General features: G+C 60.8%; 11 protein-coding genes. 7 read left to right on the forward strand and 4 right to left on the reverse strand.

Annotated features, from left to right (window positions below; genetic code table 11):
• Positions 1-164 precede the first annotated feature (164 nt).
• Both AB7535_RS25425 and AB7535_RS25430 read right to left on the reverse strand, forming a co-directional pair.
• Complete coding sequence (locus AB7535_RS25425) at positions 165-800, reverse strand: response regulator transcription factor (protein WP_028152046.1); 636 nt, start codon at positions 798-800, stop codon at positions 165-167.
• A gap of 313 nt (positions 801-1,113) precedes the next feature.
• Positions 1,114-2,331 carry a sensor histidine kinase gene (locus AB7535_RS25430; RefSeq protein WP_354241914.1) on the reverse strand — a complete coding sequence of 406 codons (1,218 nt, stop codon included), beginning with the start codon at positions 2,329-2,331 and terminating at the stop codon, positions 1,114-1,116.
• Positions 2,332-2,891: 560 nt separating this feature from the next.
• Here AB7535_RS25430 and AB7535_RS25435 point away from each other — a divergent pair.
• The 7 genes from AB7535_RS25435 (at position 2,892) to AB7535_RS25465 (ending at position 14,644) form a co-directional block, all read left to right on the forward strand.
• On the forward strand, positions 2,892-4,490 hold the full coding sequence (locus AB7535_RS25435) for a DcaP family trimeric outer membrane transporter (protein ID WP_439037079.1): 1,599 nt from the start codon (positions 2,892-2,894) through the stop codon (positions 4,488-4,490).
• 411 nt (positions 4,491-4,901) lie between these two features.
• Positions 4,902-6,467 (forward strand): AbgT family transporter, encoded by a 1,566-nt coding sequence (locus AB7535_RS25440; protein ID WP_439037080.1) that lies wholly within the window; start codon positions 4,902-4,904, stop codon positions 6,465-6,467.
• 202 nt (positions 6,468-6,669) lie between these two features.
• Positions 6,670-7,668 carry a glutaminase A gene (glsA, locus tag AB7535_RS25445; RefSeq protein ID WP_439037081.1) on the forward strand — a complete coding sequence of 333 codons (999 nt, stop codon included), beginning with the start codon at positions 6,670-6,672 and terminating at the stop codon, positions 7,666-7,668.
• Positions 7,669-7,740: 72 nt separating this feature from the next.
• Positions 7,741-9,399, forward strand: a complete 1,659-nt coding sequence (locus tag AB7535_RS25450) for an MFS transporter (protein ID WP_354241923.1) — start codon at positions 7,741-7,743, stop codon at positions 9,397-9,399.
• A gap of 96 nt (positions 9,400-9,495) precedes the next feature.
• Positions 9,496-10,878: a M20/M25/M40 family metallo-hydrolase gene (locus AB7535_RS25455; RefSeq protein ID WP_439037082.1), complete on the forward strand. Its 1,383-nt coding sequence runs from the start codon at positions 9,496-9,498 to the stop codon at positions 10,876-10,878.
• A gap of 54 nt (positions 10,879-10,932) precedes the next feature.
• Positions 10,933-12,762, forward strand: a complete 1,830-nt coding sequence (locus AB7535_RS25460) for an SLC13 family permease (RefSeq protein ID WP_439037083.1) — start codon at positions 10,933-10,935, stop codon at positions 12,760-12,762.
• A 52-nt stretch (positions 12,763-12,814) separates the two neighbouring features.
• Entirely contained in the window at positions 12,815-14,644 is a 1,830-nt protein-coding gene (locus AB7535_RS25465) for an SLC13 family permease (RefSeq protein ID WP_439037084.1), read from the forward strand.
• Between the two features lie 6 nt (positions 14,645-14,650).
• On the opposite strand, the gene AB7535_RS25470 is transcribed toward AB7535_RS25465, so the two are convergent.
• Positions 14,651-17,716 carry an efflux RND transporter permease subunit gene (locus AB7535_RS25470; protein WP_439037085.1) on the reverse strand — a complete coding sequence of 1,022 codons (3,066 nt, stop codon included), beginning with the start codon at positions 17,714-17,716 and terminating at the stop codon, positions 14,651-14,653.
• The gene (locus tag AB7535_RS25475; RefSeq protein WP_063986176.1) at positions 17,713-18,816 is read right to left on the reverse strand and encodes an efflux RND transporter periplasmic adaptor subunit; all 1,104 of its coding nucleotides are present in this window, start codon (positions 18,814-18,816) and stop codon (positions 17,713-17,715) included. Before AB7535_RS25475 ends, AB7535_RS25470 begins: the two co-directional genes overlap by 4 nt.
• Positions 18,817-18,851: the final 35 nt, after the last annotated feature.

Below are 18,851 nucleotides of genomic sequence, written 5' to 3' on the forward strand. Positions count from 1 at the left end.
CTCGGGCCGCTGGAAGGAAATGCCCGGATGCTCCTGGAGCGGGTCTGCCCAAGTCCCGACCTTGACAGCACCGCTGTCGCTCCAGCGAAAATCGCGGCATTTCCAACGGGAGAACGCGTTGTCGCTGATCGCTAGCGAGGCGGCGACTCGCATTGAAAGCTCCATCAAGGATTGACGAGCTTCCTGCGAACGGCGTAGCGGACGAGCTCGGCCGTCGATGACATTCTGAGCTTGCGCATCGCTGACGCGCGGTGGGTCTCGACGGTCTTTACGCTCAGCTTCAGGATGACGCCGATCGACTTGTTGGTGTGTCCCTCTGCAATAAGCTGGACAACGCCCTGCTCGCGCGCGGTAAGCAGCATGTCGGACGTATTTTGCTTGCCGGCCTGGTATTCGTGGAGCAACTTCTCCAACAGAACGCCCGTGAAGTAAGGTCTGCCATCGAGCAAGGCCTCGATCGCGAAGATCAGGTGCCTACTGGCGTCCGATTTGAACAGGAAGCCGCGAACACCAGCCAGGATGGCTTCAGTCAGCAATTCCTCATTCTCGTGCATCGTCAGGATCAATACTTCGGTGCGCAGGTGCATCGACTTGAGTCGGCGGCTGACCTCAAGTCCGTTCATCAGCGGCATCGAATAGTCGGCTATCACGACGTCCGGACGCGTCTCCACCGCCACGGCCACAGCCTGCTCGCCGTTGGTCGCCTCTCCGCTGACGATCCAGTCTGAGCGGGTCTCAACGATCGCTCGGAGCCCGGAACGTACGACTTCATGATCATCCGCAATCACGATGCGTTTCACGGCGTCGTTCCCGTATGCGGGCCCAGAACCTGTCGGGCAATGGATGGAGATTTCCAGCAGTCAAGTGTGCCAATCTACCGATTATCCTTCAATGGGTTATCCTGCAAAACCCTGATATCTCCGGGCGGATGTACCAAACATCGGCGTTTCCAATCAGACATCGACGGGTCTTGCCCGCGCGCAGCCCAAATCGGACCGCTACACGATCATCGTCGATCAGCCTTCATTTCGTGGAGGGAACTCCGGGAACCGACGGACAGAGACTGCCTGCCCTCGGGGTCCCTGATCTCCGTCATTCCGTGCACACGCTGGCTTATGATTTCAGTGACGCGCGCCGGCTGCGCCTTTTGGTCATGAGACCATGCGGGAACACCGCGCACAGCGTCGTGCCGGAATGTCGCGGTGCAAGATCGGACCGGATCTCGAACGTGCCCCCAAGCTGCTTAAGTCTCGCTCTCATGGCGGGAATGCCGACACCGGGCGATATCGCACCGTTGCCACGTTTTGTGTGATCGACCGGAAAACCGCGCCCGTTGTCGCTGATCGTCAGATGGAAGTGCCCCTCGATCGCCTCGACGACGATTCTGACCTCCGTCGCCTTCGCGTGGCGGAATATGTTCGTGAGCGCCTCCTGAATGACCCGCAGCACCGAGAGCTGGCTCGCGTAAGGTAGCTTATCGACGGCGGCGGGTATCCTCGTGCTCACCCGCAACGACGTACGTGCACCAAACCCCAAGGCATGCTGCTCGATCGTCGCCTTGAGTCCCCGGTCCGTCAGATCCTGGGGGTGGAGCAGATAGGTCAGGGAACGGATTTCCTTGAGCGCCGCGTCGATCGACGCGTCGATATCATCGCAAAGCCGCTCGACGCCGCGCGGGTTATCGAGGCAAGTGCGGACACGCATCACACCAAGACTGGCGGCAACCAGCTCCTGGCATGTCGAATCATGAAGCTCCGATGCGATCCGCTGGTGGATGTCCTCGCGGATGGACATCAGGCTGACGTCCCCGTGAAGGAAAGCAGCCTCTTCAGTCACACAGTCGAGCCCCTCCTTGTGGAGTAACCGATGACCGCCAATCAACCGGGCCGCATTGCCGGCCATGGGATGGAGGATCGGAACAACGGTTGTCTCGACATCCCGCAGCAAGCCGCCGAGCATCAGACTGTGCTGGATTTTGGCCTCGGTTCCATCCGCAAGACATGCCTGGAGGATTTCACAGAGACGCTCGGCGTCTTCCTTGGCAAGACATTCGAAGACGTCCAGCTCTCGGACCTCCTGCTGCGACATTCCAAGGAGAGCCTCGAAGGCCTGATTGATTGCCTCGTACACGAAGCGCCCGCCACGTGAGGGGCGGACCGCGAAAAGGAGCTCTTCGGAGTGTGTCCAATATGAGCGATCGCCAATTGCGTCCTGGCCAATCAGGTGATCGTCGATAAAGGGACGCGCCGGCTCGCGAGCAGGAGAACTGTGTGGCTTCACGGTACGCACCCAACTTTCCGGGTCGTTTTCGAGGTCGAACTCAACGCTCAATCTCGAAAGCTCCCCTCTCCAGTCGTCCCAGCATCGATCACCGGACTACAGGAAACGCCCTAGGGGATAGATCGGATTATACGCTCGATCTTACCCTCAGCCAGCAGGTTGTATTCTCCGAAGACCAAAACCTCGCATGACTGGCATGAATTCCGGCATATGACTATGCAGTTCGTGCCACGCAAATATGGCGGCGACACCCAAGACGCGACGATACGGGATGCAGCGCACAGTGGTGGGATTGTGAGCCATTTCGATTTCACGCACCCGTCCCTATCCTGAGATCGCTTTCTGCGCTGCAGGATGATGTTGAGCCGACCGAGCGCGATGCAATTGCGCTGCGGTACAACCGAAATGGCACAATCTCGCCGAAAATTTCGACCTTCGATGGAGCCGGCTTGCGATCGCTGAAATCAAGCGCAAAACTCGATGTGCCCCGAACCCGCCAACAGGAGGCTTGCGTGCGAACATTCCGAGCGCTTTGCGGCGTTGCATCAATCGCAATATTTTCCGGTCCGGCTTTGGCGCAGACACCCGCCAGTCAGGAGCAGAAACCTTCCATGGAAGAGTTGATGCGCCGTCTCGATGCGCTGCAAGCCCGCGCAACCGAAGGTGACAAGCTGATCAGCGCGCTGCGCCATCGCGTCGACGAACTCGAAACGCGCGATAAGCATTCGAAGTCCCAAGCCGCCACCGCACGTCGTGACGTCGTCGCACCGACCGCCGGGCAAAAGCCGCCTGCGATCGCGGTCGCGACGACCGAGCCGCGAATGGCTGCGAGTGCTGCGGTCCCTCCACAAGCCGCGGCGGCGCCCATTCCGGGCCTGCGTCCGCCCGAACCGATGGGCAGTCAGTTCGACGGCGAAGGCGAGGACGCGCTGCGTTCCGATCTCCCGGGTTTGTCCTTGCGCATCCCGGGTTCGCAGTCCGAGGTGCGATTCTACGGTTTCGCGAACGTCAATGGCTACCACGACTTCAATGGCCGCAATCAGTCCGACGCGCCGACAGTGCAAACCATTCCGCTTTCCGGAAGCCCCGCCGACATCCAGGGAGGCGATACCGGATTGTCCGCCCGGTTCAGCCGCATCGGTATGGATACGCGCACGGCGACCGCCTGGGGCACTCTGGAAACCCGCTTTGAAGGCGACTTCGGCGGGGGCACGGCAGCCTCACCCAATGCGGTCTTTCGGCTCCGTCAGGCCTGGGGCGAGGTCGGCAGCGAACAGTTTCGTGTCCTGGTCGGCTGGGCGAACAGCCTGTGGAACGAGGGCGTCTATGAAACCGTGAACTTCTCGACCAATCTCAACCAGTCATTCGTGCGCCAGGCGCAGGTTCGGGCGACCGCGACATTGGCTCCGGGATTGACCGGGCACGTTTCGATCGAGATGCCGGATACGCAGTACACGTCCGCGGCAGGCGTATTCACGCAGATCAGCACCCCGGCTGGCTTTGGTGGATTGAGTCCGTCATTTGCCTCCGTGCCCGATCTACTCGGCCGGCTCGAATACCGGAACGATGGCCTGGGCCTCGACCTGCGCGGCCTGCTGCGCGATCTCACCATCCGCACGGCTGGTACGGCGGCGGCGCCTCCAGCGGTCGAGCGCAATACCGCCGGTTGGGGTGTCGCAGGTAGCGGTCGCTTCCCAATGCGATGGCTGTCACCAGCTTTCGGTCCGGACGAGCTGGTTGGCATGGCCTATTACGGCCAAGGCATCGGGCGCTATTTCGGCGCCAATACCTTCGGCCAGGATGCGCTGTCCAACATCGGCCTGCCCGGCGTTGTCGATCCCAGCCTCGACGCCCTGCCGACCTATGGCGCGAGCGCAGGCTACCGCCGCTTCTGGACACCGCAATTACGCAGCAATTTCGTCTACTCCTACGCATGGCAGCAATATCCGTCCTATGCGCAATTGTTCGTGCCGGGATCTGTCTCGGCGACGTCGTTGAACAGCACCATGCAGCAGGGGATCTTCAATTTGATCTGGAGCCCGTTCGCCGAGCTTCGTGGCAACAGCGTCGGGACCGGATGGCTCGACGTCGGTCTTGAATATGTCTACTCCCATCGGGACGTGTACGGCGGCACCGCAGCAACAGCCCCGGTCAGCACCGGCTCTGGTACCGCCAATCGCATCCTTGGCTCGGCCACTGTGCGGTTCTGAAGACAGCCTTGTTGCTTCGCAGGCAGACATGGAAGCCTTGCTGACACAGACGTTCGTTCGGGTCGGTAATTGCCCCGGAACAATCTAGGCGCATTCGGTATTCAGCCGGATTTTGAAGCGCCTTATTGATTGTTCGTAAGGCAGCGTGTGAACGGACAGATCGCGAAAGGATGAGCAATCCTCTCCCGAGAGGCCTCCGTGTCTCCATGGTCCTTTCAGATCGTCGCCGCACTCGCGGCGATGACGCTGGCATCTTCGTCAGAGGAGTAGCGGGGTCGTCGCGTTGATTACGAGATCAGCGGTTTCGAGCGCGCATTGGCGTCCGATCTTTCCTCGCTGTTCTCATAGCATGGATCATCATGGTACCAGCGCTGCTCCAGCCGTCGCTAATGGAGCGGGAGGATTTCCGACATGAGCGCGCGCAGTGACGCCACCAACACGCCGCCATCCAAGACGATGACGCAAAGAGCCCTCGACACTGTCGAACGTGTCGGAAACAGCGTCCCGCACCCGGTCGTGATATTTCTGATCCTCATCGCCATCGTGTTGGTGCTGTCTCACTTACTCTACATGTTGGGGGCAAGCGTCACCTATCAGGTCATCAACCCGGATACTCACAAGGTCGAGACCGCGACCTCTGCGGCCAATAGCCTGCTGACGGCGGATGGAATTCGTCATATTTACACCCGGCTCGTGCCAAACCTCATGGGTTTCACCGCGGTTGGGCTGTTGATCGTCGCCATGATGGGCGTCGGCGTCGCCGAGGAAGCCGGCCTGATCAACGCGTTGATCAGAAAACTCGTGGCCGTCTCTCCGAGCTGGGCACTCGTTTACATCGTCGCGTTCGTCGGCATCTTGTCCAGCATTGCCGCAGACGCCGGCTATGTGGTGTTGATCCCGTTGGCCGGCGCCGCCTTCTTGAGCGTTGGCCGGCATCCTCTCGCCGGGCTCGCTGTGGGATTTGCCGCAGTCGCCGGTGCATTCACCGTGAACATGATCATCAAGCCGCTTGATGCCGTTCTGACGGAAATCACCAACGACGCAATCCACATGGTCAACCCCACCACGTCGCTGGATCTGACCGCCAACGTCTCGTTCTCGATCGCCTCCGTTGTTGTCCTGACCATCGTCATCGCGCTCATCAACAACCGGATCATCGAGCCACGGCTGGGCGCTTACCAGGCCGAGAAGACCGCCAACACTCAGCCGGAGGCGAACGGAGGGCAGCTTTCCGCCGACGAGTCGCGTGGGCTGAGGTACAGCGGCTTTGCGCTGCTCGGGGTCGTGATCCTGTTCCTTCTGTTAACGGTTCCGTCGGGCGCGCCCCTGCGCAATCCGACGACGGGCGTCCTGATCGGCAACTCACCATTCATGAACGGCCTGATCGGAGTCATCATGGTGCTGTTCCTTGCAACCGGGATCGCATACGGCATCGGCGCGAGAACGGTGAATAGCTCCGCGGCCGTCATCGCGGCTATGACCAAGGCGGTGGCTTCGCTGAGCGGCACCATCCTCCTCTTCGTCGTCATCAGCCAGTTCGTCGATTACTTCAACTATAGCAACATTCCAACGTTGATGGCCCTGACGATGGCCGATGTCTTGAAGAGCGCGAATATCGGCACGCTGTGGCTGCTGGTTGGCTTCATCATTGTCGTCATGATCCTGGACTTCGTGTTCACGCCGGCGATCGCCAAATGGGCCATCTTCGCGCCGGTCTTCGTGCCGGTGTTCGTGCAGCTTAACGTCGATCCCGCGGCCGTCCTGGCCGCCTACCGCGTCGGCGACTCGCCGATCAACGCGATTACCCCGCTCAATGCCTACTTTGCCATGGTGGTCGGATTTGCCCAGATTTACGACAAGAAAGCGGGCGTCGGGACGGTTGTCGCGCTGATGTTGCCGTACACTCTCTGGATAGCCATCATTTGGACCGTGCTGTTCGTTGTCTGGTACCTGCTGGGCTTGCCTTGGGGATTATGAGGCGCAAGGCAGCCCTAACCCGGAAAAACCCCGAGATGTCCGGGTAAATGGCCTGATTGTTCACCTAGGAAAATCAACGTTAGATGACGGTCCGTTGGGCCTCGTTAAAGGCAGTGAACGAAAACGGCGAGTGAGCGGCGTTTGACCCGACACATGTCGGGGCTCCCTCGGTGCTTCTCATTATGGAGGCTTGGAACGCGCAATGAATGCGAACGCCGATGCCGACAACAACTATTCCTACGTATCAACCGGACACTTGCCGGCCGAAGCGGAAGTCATCTCGCTGATCGACGAGGTGTACGCGCGCTACAAATCAAATACGGACGGCAAGAACTCTCAAGTATATCCCGCGCTCGCCGAAGTACCGAGCGACCTGTTCGGCGTTTGCGTGGTCGGCACCAACGGCGCGGTCTACGCTGTGGGGGCGGCCGAATACGAGTTCTCGATCATGAGCGTTTCCAAGCCGTTCATCTTTGCATTGGTCTGTCAGGTCCTCGGCGCGGCGCAGGCACGCCAGAAGCTTGGAGCGAACGCAACCGGCCTTCCGTTCAACTCGCTCGCTGCCGTCGAACGCAACCCCGATGGCCGCACAAATCCGATGGTGAATGCGGGCGCGATCGCGACGACAAGCCTCGTCCCGGGGGCGACGGCTGATGCGAAATGGAAGTTTATCTACGACGGATTGTCACAGTTCGCCGGACGTCCGCTTACGCTTAACGACGAGGTTTATGCCTCGGCGACGGAGACCAACTTCCGAAACCAGAGCATCGCCCGCCTGCTCCAGAGTTTCGAACGGATTTACTGTGATCCGGCAGAGGCGACAGATCTTTACACCAGACAATGCGCGCTGAATGTGAGTGCCAAGGATCTGGCGGTGATGGGTGCGACTTTGGCGGACGGTGGCGTGAACCCCATCACGAAAGTGCGCGTGGTCGATCCGTCGGTCTGCCACTACGCACTGGCCGTCATGACGACTGCCGGAATGTACGAGACATCAGGCGATTGGCTTTACGATGTCGGGCTACCGGGCAAGAGCGGCATCGGCGGCGGGATCGTCACGGTCTCCCCCGGAAAGGGCGGTCTGGGGACTTTTGCGCCGCCGCTTGACAGCGCCGGAAACAGCGTCAAGGGACAGCTTGTAGCGAAGTATCTGTCGCAGCGGCTGGGCATGGATTTGTTCATGTCCAACCCGGAAGCGTAGGTTTGCAATTGCCGGAGATTCAGCCCGCACTGACTGTGGCTGGACTTCAGAAGAAATGACAGGGGACACGCCATGACGATGGCATCTGCGACGACGGTTCACTCCGTTGAAGAAGAGAATGCATCCTGGGTGCCGATGATCACCATCGCCCTTGGCCAGATGATCATGTCCTTCAACGTCGCCTCCTTACCAGTTGCACTGGGAGGGATGGTCAACAGTTTTGGCGTTCCGCCCACGACTGTCGCCACCGGTATCGTGGCCTATTCGATGCTTGTAGCCGGCTTCGTCATGCTCGGTGCGAAGCTGACACAGCGCTACGGAGCGACGCACGTATTCCGCGTTGCCGTTGCCGTGTTCGGCGCCGCGCAGGCGTTGATGACGTTCAGTCCAAACGCGGATCTCATGATTACTGCGCAATCCTTGTCCGGCGCGGCTGGTGCGGTGATCGTACCGTCGTTGGTCGCGCTTATCGCGGAAAACTACAAGGGGCGGCAGCAGGCAACAGCCGTTGGCGCATTGGGTTCCGCGCGCGCCGCTGCGGGCGTTCTGGCGTTTGTCATCGGCGGTACTCTAGGCACATTCATCGGATGGCGCCCTGCGTTCGGGATTCTGATCGCCGTATCGGCTGTGGTTTTCCTTTTGAGCTTTCGTCTCAAGCCCGATGAGGCGCGTCCGGAGGTCCGGATCGATTTCGTAGGTGTCATTCTCGCTGCCGCAGCCATCATTCTGATCAGCTTCGGTTTCAACAACCTCAATCGGTGGGGGCTGGGATTGGCGGGGCCCAATGCGCCATTCGACCTCTTTGGCGTATCTCCCGCCCCGATCATGATCGTGATGGGTATCGTGCTCGGTCAGGGCTTTCTGAGTTGGACCCACAGACAGCAGGCTGCGGGGAAGACCCCGCTTCTTGCGCTCGAGGTGATCGACTCCCCGCAGGAGCGGGCGGCGGTGTATGCGATGTTTGCTGTCGTAGCACTGGAAGCGATGCTCAATTTCTCGGTTCCATTATACATCCAGATCGTGCAGGGGCGCACGCCGCTGGCGACAACAATCGCCATGATGCCCTTCAACCTCACCGTCTTCTTCGCTGCGATGCTGATCGTGCGATTCTATGGTCGGTTCACGCCGAGGCAGATCGGACGCTATGGCTTCATACTCTGCACTGTGGCGCTCCTTTGGCTCGCCTTTGTCGTGAGGAATGATTGGAGCGCCGTCCCGGTTCTACTTGGGCTGGTGATTTTCGGCATTGGACAGGGATCGCTGGTCACACTGCTGTTCAACGTGCTGGTCACGGCTTCGCCGAAAGAGCTCGCGGGCGACGTCGGCTCGCTGCGCGGCACGACTAACAATCTCGCCGCGGCCGTCGGCACAGCGGTGGCCGGGGCACTCCTCGTCGGCCTGTTAAGCGCGGCTGTTTTGCGGACCATCGCCGAAAATCCAAAATTGCCGCCGGAAATACAGGCGCAGCTGGACCTGGATAACATCACCTTCATCAGCAATGACCGGCTGCAGAGCGTGATGGAGCAAACCACGGCCTCTCCGGCTCAAGTGGCGGAAGCGGTGCGCGTCAACACTGTCGTGCGATTACGCGCTTTGAAAATTGGCCTCCTCATCATGGCTGGCGTTGCCCTGCTTGCGATTTTCCCGGCAGGGAAGCTTCCCAACTTCCTGCCAGGCGAAATTCCCGACCCGGCGCCGCGTAAGCGCGGAAGGAACGAACAGCAATCGTAACCTCGTGGCAAGGAACAGCGTTCGCGACGACGGACAATGTGGCGATCGCGCCCGCGCATACTGACCAACGGCTCAGAAGACCCTCCGGAGGGCTCCATGACCAAGCTCGATGATGTCCTGTCCAACGTCGACGCAAATCTCGATGCGGCTCTCGAGCGTCTGTTCGCGATCCTGCGCATCAAGTCGATTTCGACCGATCCGGCTTACAAGGCCGAATGTACGGCCAATGCCGAATGGCACGTGGCCGACCTCAAGAGCATTGGCTTCGACGCCTCGGTGCGCCCGACACCGGGGCACCCGATGGTCGTGGCGCATGACCGCAACGTGCCCGGTCCCTCGGCGCTGTTCTACGGCCATTACGATGTGCAGCCGGTCGATCCTCTCGAGCTCTGGGATCGCGATCCCTTTGATCCGTCTATCCAGACGATGCCCGATGGCGCGAAGATCATCACGGGCCGCGGTGCCGCGGACGACAAAGGCCAACTCATGGCCTTTGTCGAGGCCTGCCGCGCCTGGAAGGCGGTCACCGGCAAACTGCCGATTCCGGTTTCGATCCTGCTGGAGGGCGAAGAGGAATCCGGTGGCGTGAATCTGCCGGGCTTTCTCGATGCCCATGCCGCGGAGCTGCGCGCAGATATCGGCCTGATCTGCGACACCAACATGTGGGACCACGAGACGCCGGCGATCCAGACTATGCTGCGCGGACTCTGCGGTGAAGAGGTCATCATACACGCCGCCGACCGCGACCTGCACTCGGGCTTCTATGGTTCGGCCGCGGCCAATCCGAACCGCATCCTCGCCCGCATCCTCTCTGACCTGCACGACGACAACGGACGCGTCACGCTGCGCGGCTTCTATGACGGCGTACCGGAACTTCCCAAGGCGCTGCGCGAGCAATGGGACAGCCTGAACTTCAGCGCAAAGTCCTTCCTCGGCGCCATCGGGCTTTCAATTCCCGCCGGCGAGAAGGGCCGCGACGCGCTGGAGATGGTCTGGTCGCGCCCGACCTGCGAAATCAACGGCATGGGCGGCGGCTACCAGGGGGCCGGATTCAAGACCGTGATTCCCGCCGTGGCATCGGCAAAGGTGTCTTTCCGCCTGGTTTTCGATCAGGACCCCCATGCCATCCGCAAAGCCTTCCGGGAGCATGTGCATGCACGCGTCCCGGCCGATTGCCGTGTGGAATTCCTGGAGCATGGCGCGGGTCAGGCGATCCGCTTCCCGATCGAGGCCCCGGCCTTCGGCAAGGCGCGCGACGCACTGACGGCCGAATGGGGCAAGCCCGCAGTCTTCATCGGCGGTGGCGGCTCCATTCCCGTAACCCATCAGCTCAAACAATCGCTGGGCATGGACGTGGTGCTTGCGGGCTTCGGCCTCGAGGATGACCGCATCCACAGCCCGAACGAGAAGTACAATCTCAAGAGCTTCCATAAGGGCATCCGCTCCTGGGCACGTATTCTGGAAGCGCTGTCGCGGTAGAGCGGCACGGGCAAGCAGCGCTGGCTCCGGGCCAGACCGCCCTCGCGAGGTGCGATGACGCCGCATATACTCATTACCTTCGCCATCATCGCCACGATGGTGCTGCTGTTCGTCTCGAACTGGGTGCCAGTCGCGGTCGTGGCGCTAAGTGCGACACTCGTGCTTTACGCGACCGGCATTCTGGAGCTCCCCGAGGCGCTGGCAGGTTTCGGCGACACCACGATACTCTTCATTGCTTCGCTCTTCGTGGTGAGTGCCAGCCTGGATTCGTCCGGCGTCACCACGTGGGCAGGCCAGGTGCTGATCCGTTACGCAGGCGAAAGCCGGACACGCCTGTTGGTGCTGTCAATGTTGCTAGTGGCCTTTCTCACGGCGCTGATCGGCTCGGGTGGCGCAGTGGCTGCCCTGCTGCCCATGCTGGTGATCGTCTCCGTCCGGCTCAAGCGGCCGCCTGCGCAACTCATGATGCCTCTCGCCTTCGCCTCCTATTCGGGTTCGATGCTGGTACTGACCGGAAGCCTTGTGAACGTGCTGCTTTCCGACGCGGCGAGCGATGTCGGTCTCACGCCCTTCGGCTTTTTCGAGATGACCGTGATCGGCGTACCGCTCCTGGCAGGCACCGTGGCCATCGTGATTCTTTTCGGCGATATGCTGCTGCCGGTGCGCACTAGCCGGGAGATGCCGGAGGACCTGAGCCACCATTCGCGCATGCTGACCGAGCAATACAAGCTGTTTGACCAGGTGTACCAGCTCGAGATCACCGCCGCCTCGCCCTATCGCGGCACGTTGCAGGCGGTGCTGGAATCGCGGCTGGAGCGCGAGAACCACCCGGAGCTCAGCTTCATCGCTATTCGCCCTCGCCGCCAGAACAGCATCTCGTGGCAACATTCTCTCGTGGAAGGCGATCGGCTCATCATGCGCGGTGAGCAGGCGGCGATGGACGCGTTCGCCGAGCAGCATGGCCTGACGCCCTGCCAGGAGACGATCGGCAAAATGCGGGAGGCACTGTTCAACGATAGCCATGGCTTTTCCGAGGTGGTGCTGCCGCCCCGCTCTCGCCTGATCGGTGAGACCGTCTTCCCCGGCATGGTCACCGAAAGTGGCGATCTGATTATCCTGGGCGTTCAACGCGGCGGCGAGAATCTCGGACCGGGCGAAACCGTTCTTGCGGCGGGTGACACGCTGTTGCTGCAAGGCCGTTGGGAAGCGCTCGAGGAGTACGGGCGAGATCCCAACGTGCTCGTCGTTGCTGCCCCTGACATGATCCGCAGCCAGGCCAGGCCCCTGGGCACCGGCTCCATACGCGCCATTGTCATTCTCGCGGTCATGGTTACGCTGCTAGCGACGGGCGTCGTGCCAAGAGTCGTCGCTGGATTGGCGGCGGCCTGCGCGGTGATCCTGTTGCGCGTACTCAAGATCGAACGAGCCTATCGGGCGATTAACTGGAACGTGCTAATCATGATCGCTTCGCTGATCCCGCTCTCGACCGCCATGTACAAGACGGGTGCAGCCTATCTCATCGCCGATACACTCGTTGCCATTGTCGGCAATGCGAGCCCGTACGCGCTGCTGGCGGGGCTGTTTTTGCTCACGGCGCTAATCGGCCAGTTGATCAGCAGCACAGCGACGACACTCATCGTCATTCCGATAGCGATTGCCTCCGCGGAAGCCGTCGGTGTCTCGCCGCGCACCGCGCTGGTGACTGTGGCGGTGGCTGCGGCCGCTTCCTTTCTTACGCCAATCGCTGCCTCAGCGAGCCTCATGGTGCAGGGCCCCGGCGGCTATCGATTTGGCGATTTCTGGAGGATGGGTCTACCGTTGCTGCTCTGGTTCTTCCTGGTAGGCACGTTTCTCGTGCCCATCCTCTGGCCATTCGCAGGATGAGCAGTTTGCGCAGGATGATTGGTTTGCGTCTTAACCGACCGGGTATTTCCGTATGAACACCAATCTTGCTTTGGTTCTTCTGCTGCTTGCGGCCGCGATCGTGATGTTTATGGCCAATCGCCCGCGCATGGATGCGGTCGCGCTGCTGATGATCGTGATCATGCCATTTACTGGGGTGATTACCATCAACGAGGCACTGGCGGGGTTCAGTGATCCCAGCATCGTGCTGATCGCAGGTCTCTTCGTGATCGGAGAAGGGCTGGTGCGCACCGGCGTGGCGCGTCGCCTCGGCGACTGGCTGAATGCGACTGCCGGCAGTAGCGAGACGCGCATGCTGGTGCTGCTGATGCTCGCGGTCAGCGGGCTCGGTGCATTCATGAGTTCGACGGCCGTGGTGGCCATCTTCATCCCGGTCGTGCTGCGCATCTGTCAGAACACGGGTGCCGCGCCGAGCCAGCTGATGATGCCCTTGAGCTTTGCGGCCCTGATCAGCGGCATGCTCACCCTCGTTGCGACGGCGCCGAATCTCGTGGTCAACGCCGAGCTGATCCGCCAGGGTGCGGCAGGCTTCGGCTTTTTCAGCTTCACGCCCTTTGGACTCACATTCCTGGCGCTCGGCATTGCCTATATGCTGTTCGCGCGGCGGTTTCTGCCCGTCTCCGCCAAGCGTGTGGACGGCGAGCGCCGTCAGCCGAACTTGCTTGATTGGGTAACGCAGTATGGCCTCACCGATCGCGCCTTGCGCGTACGCGTGCTGACTGACTCGCCGCTGGTCGGCAAGCGCCTGGAAGAACTCCCGCTCCGGAACAGTGGCGTAAATCTGCTCGCCATCGAGCTTCCCGGCCGCTTCGGGTCCGAGGCGATCCGCCCGAACGCAAGGACCGAGCTCGCCGCGGGGCAGATCTTGCTGCTCGACGTCATCGCGCCCCCTGCCGAAACCAACCGGATGCTGAATGACTATATGGTCGAAAAGCTCCCTTTGGGCGATTGCGGCTACTTCACCGATCGTTCGCAGGAGATCGGCATGGTCGAAGTCATCGTCCCGGCGGAGTCCAAGCTGATTGGCCAGAGCATTTTGCAAGCGCGGGTGCGCAGCGAAATGGGATTGACGGTGCTGGGGTTGCGGCACGGTCGCGAGGTCGTGAGCCAGGGGCTGCTCGATGAGACCTTGAAGGTCGGTGACACCCTTCTGCTGACCGGCTTCTGGTCTGACATCCGCAAGCTGCGATCCGAATTCTCGGATCTTGTCGTCCTGAACCTACCGACCGAGCACAAAGAGGTTCTCCCGGCCGCGAACCTCGCACCTCAGGCTCTGGCGGTGCTGGCTTTGACGGTCGGTATGATGGTCAGCGGTCTGGTGCCGAACGTGCACGCGGTTCTGATCGGCTGCTTGCTTATGGGGTTGCTGGGCTGCGTGGATTTCAACAGCGCCTATGCCTCGATCAACTGGAAGAGCCTGGTTCTTATTGTCGGCATGCTGCCCTTTTCGCTGGCGCTGCAACGAACCGGTGGCGTCGATCTCGCCGCCGACGCGGTGACGCATCTTGCGGGCGAGGCATCACCGCGAGTGCTGTTGGCGCTGCTCTTCGTGATCACGGCTGCCCTTGGCCTGTTCATCTCGAATACGGCAACCGCGGTGCTCATGGCGCCAGTAGCGCTCGCTGTCGCGAAGGACATCGGCGCCTCGCCGTATCCCTTCGCGATGACTATCGCCATCGCGGCCTCGGCCGCCTTCATGACGCCTGTGTCTTCGCCGGTGAACACCTTGGTGGTCGGACCGGGCAATTACGGTTTCGGCGATTTCTTGAAGATTGGTGTCCCTTTTACCGTCGTCGTGATGGTAACGACTCTGGCGCTGGTGCCTTGGCTGCTCCGATTTTAGCGGCCGTCAGGCCGGGTGCGATCCCGCGGACGGTTGCTCTTTCTCGTCCCGCGCAAACCAGGCTACATACAGGGTCGGCAGGAAGACCAGCGTCAGAACGGTGGCGACCAGGAGTCCGCCCATGATCGCGAATGCCATCGGTCCCCAGAATACTGTTGGCGCGATTGGAATCATCCCGAGAACAGTCGATACGGCCGTCAACATGATCGGCCGAAAACGGGAGCTGCTGGCATCCACCGCAGCGTCCCAGGCCGTCTTGCCCAAAGCGCGTTCGGCGTCGATCTGACCGATGAGAATGACCGCGTTCTTGCTGATCATGCCCAGCAGCGCGAGCACGCCGAGAATGGCGACAAAACCCAGGGGCCTGCCGGACAGCATCAACGCTGCAACCACGCCGATAAGGCCGAGCGGCGCCACACTGAGCACCATGAACAGTCTCGGAAAGCTCTGGAGCTGCACCATGAGGACGGTAAACATGACGAACAGCATCACCGGCACCACTGCCAGCACAGACGCCTGCGACTTCTGACTTTCCTCCACGGTACCACCCACGACGACGCTGTACCCCGAAGGAAGGCTCTTTCTGAAGTTCTCGATCGCCATCGAGAGAGACGTAACCACGCTCTCCGGCAGCTTGTCACCGGCAATGGCAGCCTGAACCGTCAGGGTCGGAATGCGGTCGCGCCGCCAGACGAGCGGAAACTCCTGGTCATATTCGAAGGAGGCGAACTGGCTGAGAGGAACAGTCTGCCCACCCGGCAGCGCCACCTGCAAGTTGCGCAGACCGTCCAGCGAGCCCCTCTGCTCGTTGGTCGCGCGCGCCACCACATTGACCAGATAGATATCGTCGCGAACCTGGGTAATGGGTGTGCCGGATATGACCGTATTCAGGACTGTCGCGATCGCTTGCGAACTGAGGCCGAGAAGGCGAGCCTCGTTCTGGTCCACGCGAATACGCACTTGGCGATTGGGTTCCATCCAATCGAAATTCACCTGCTTGGTGTCCGGACTGGAGGCTACGATCTGTCCGACTTTGAGCGCGATTTCGCGCACCCGTTCCACGTCGGGCCCACTGACCCGATACTGCACCGGCCATCCAACCGGCGGTCCGAGCTCAAGCGGAGAAACGAACGCAATCGCGTTAGGAAACTCCTGCGCGAGCAGCTTTTCGAGCTTGGAATGCAGGCGCTCGCGTGCAGCGACATCCTTGGCGATCACCACGGCCTGCGTGAAGAAATCGTTCGGGAGTTGAACATTAAGGGGCAAATAGAAGCGGATGGCGCCGCGCCCGACATAGGTGCTCCACCGCGCCACATCGGCATCGGTCGAAAGGGCAGCATCCAGGCGCTTTGCCGCAGCCTCGCTCGCGTGGATTGACGAGTTCTGCGGCAAGCTCAGGTCCACGAGCAATTCGGGACGGTCCGACGATGGAAAGAACTGTCGCGGGATGAGCGGCAGCGCAAGCACCGAACAAACGAAGAGCGCCAAGGAGATCGCGATCGTCAGCCATTTCGCGCGCATCGCGAAAGTCAGGAAACTCCGATACATGCGGAAGATCCTGCCCGGATCCGCCGTACTTGTCTGCTTCGGCGGAACAAGGATCGCTGCTCCGAGCAGTGGCGTGAAAATGACCGCAACGAACCAGGAAACCAGCAGTGCGATCGTGACCACGGCGAAGAGCGAGAACGTGTATTCACCGGCGGAACTCGCGGCAAAGCCGACCGGTATAAAGCCCGCTATCGTCACCAGCGTGCCCGCGAGCATCGCCATTGCATGGGTCCGATATGCGAAAGTTGCCGCCTCGATCTTACTGGCGCCCTCTGCGAGCCGACTGAGCGTCGCATCGGTCGTGGTCATCGCATCGTCGACCAGCAATGCGAGCGCAATGATGAGCGCGCCAAGCGATATTCGCTGCATATCGATGCTGAGAAGTCCCATGATCGGAAACACGATCGCCAGCGTGAACGGTATGGCCAGCGCGATGATCAAGCCGGGTCGTACGCCCAGGCTGATGAAACTCACCACCATGATGATGCCGATCGCCTGCATCAGCGAGACCGTAAACTCGCGGATCGCCTGGTCGACGACAACAGGCTGGTCCGCGACCAGGCTGGGCTCGATTCCAATGGGTAAATCCGCGGTGATTTGCGCCATTGCCTTTCTGATATTGGCGCCGAGCGCGAGAATGTCGCCGCCATCCCGCATGGCGATTGCAAGGCCTATTGCCGGTTTGCCATTGATCCGAAACATCGGCTGGGGCGGATCCGTGTAGCCGCGTCGCACCTGCGCAATATCGCTCAGGCGAAGCATGCGGCCGCCGGCGGAAAAATTGATGTTGGCGATGTCCTGCTCCGACTGGAAGCTGCCTGATACCCGAATCGAGATGCTTTCCAAGCCGGTCTGAATCGTTCCTGCCGGACGCACGATGTTCTGCGACTGGAGCGCCGCAATAAGAGCGGACCGATCAATTCCGAGGGCCGCGAGCTCCTTCGTGGAGAACTCGACGAAGATCACTTCATCCTGTTCGCCCAGAAGCTCAATCTTTGACACGTCAGGTACGAGAAGCAGCCTTGAGCGGATGTCCTCGACCCGATCGCGCAACTCACGCTGAGTGAAGCCGTCACTGGTAAAGCCATAGATGATGCCGAACGTATCACCGAATTCGTCATTAAATCCCGGCCCGATCACGCCTGCGGGTAGTGTATGACGCATGTCTCCGATCGTCTTTCGTACGTGGTACCAGGTGTCGGCTACCTGTTTCGCATTCGCGCTCCCCTTCAGATTTACAAAGACGGTCGCGACACCGGCTCTTGTGAAGCTCCGCAGGAAGTCCAGATGCGGTGTTTCCTGCAAGTGACGTTCGAGGCGCTCAGTCACCTGCTTCATCGTCTCTTCCACAGTTGCGCCGGGCCACGCGGCCTGGACGACCATGGTCTTGATGATGAAGGCGGGATCTTCGTTGCGCCCCAACCGGAAATAGGACAGCGCTCCCCCGACCACCGCAATCATCATCATATAGACGACCAGCGAACGGTGTTTCAGAGCCCAGTCGGAAAGATTAATTCCGCTCATGGCTCGGATCCAAGAATCCGGACCTTCTGACCCGGATGCAACGCCTGAACGCCGGCGGTGACAACTATTTCGCCGATGTCGAGCCCCTGGGAAATGATGGCCTGCGCTTCATCGAATCGCAGCACGTCCACATTGCGCACCGCGACCGTGGCGGTGGCCGGGTCGACGACCCATACGGCGGGCTGCTCGTTCATCCTGGTCAGCGCGGAAGATGGAATATCGATCATCGGCCCTGCAGTGGTACTCACTCGCCCTATTACTGACGCACCCAACCGCATCGCGGCTGGCGGATCCGTCAGGCCGACCTTGACCTCGAAGGTTCGGGTCACAGCACTGGCCTGTGCAGCGACTTCGCGAATGCGCCCTTGCGCCGTTATCGACGGATCGTCAGCCAAGCTGACAGTAATCTCTGGATCGGTGGAGGCCGACCTGATCAATTGAGCGGGGACATCGAAGATCGCATCGCGACCGTCCTGCCGTGCGATCCTGGCGATCATCTGCCCGACTTGGACGACCTCGCCAGCGACCGGACCTGTGGCTGTTATCACACCGGGTGCATCAGCCTTGAGTTCGGTGAAACCAACGAGGTCATGCGCAGAACTCAGTTGCGCTTCGGCCGCATCGACTTGCGATTGCGCGGTTTGCCGTGCCTGGGTTGCGGCATCATAGTTGACGCGCGTGGTCCACCCCTGCGCCAACAGCGTCTCCTGACGATCGAAGTGATTGCGCGCCTGGGTCAATTGCCCCTGAGCGGCGGCAAGGGAGGCCTGCGCCTGCCGCAGCGTGCTCAGTTCATTCTGCGACTCCAATCGTGCCAGCACCTGGCCGGCCTTGACCCGGTCGCCTATCTTGGTGTCATTACTCAACAATCGTCCCGAGATCCGGAATGCGACATTCACCTCGTCTTCTGCCTCGACCCGTCCGGAGAATGTCAGCGGCGTTGTGACCTTGCGTTTTTCTACGGTCGCTGTGCGTACGATCCGCGGCGGAGATGCGTCCTTGGTTTCGGTTTCCCGTCCACATCCTGCCAGCATCAGCGAGAACGCCGTCACCAGCGTCGATGTGAGGATGTTTCGGGGCGCGGATCGGCTGCCGTGCATGAACATGACCTGTTCCGTTCCGGGAGTGAGATCTT

The organism is Bradyrhizobium sp. 956_D2_N1_4, assembly GCF_052076025.1.
Classification (GTDB): domain Bacteria; phylum Pseudomonadota; class Alphaproteobacteria; order Rhizobiales; family Xanthobacteraceae; genus Bradyrhizobium; species Bradyrhizobium barranii.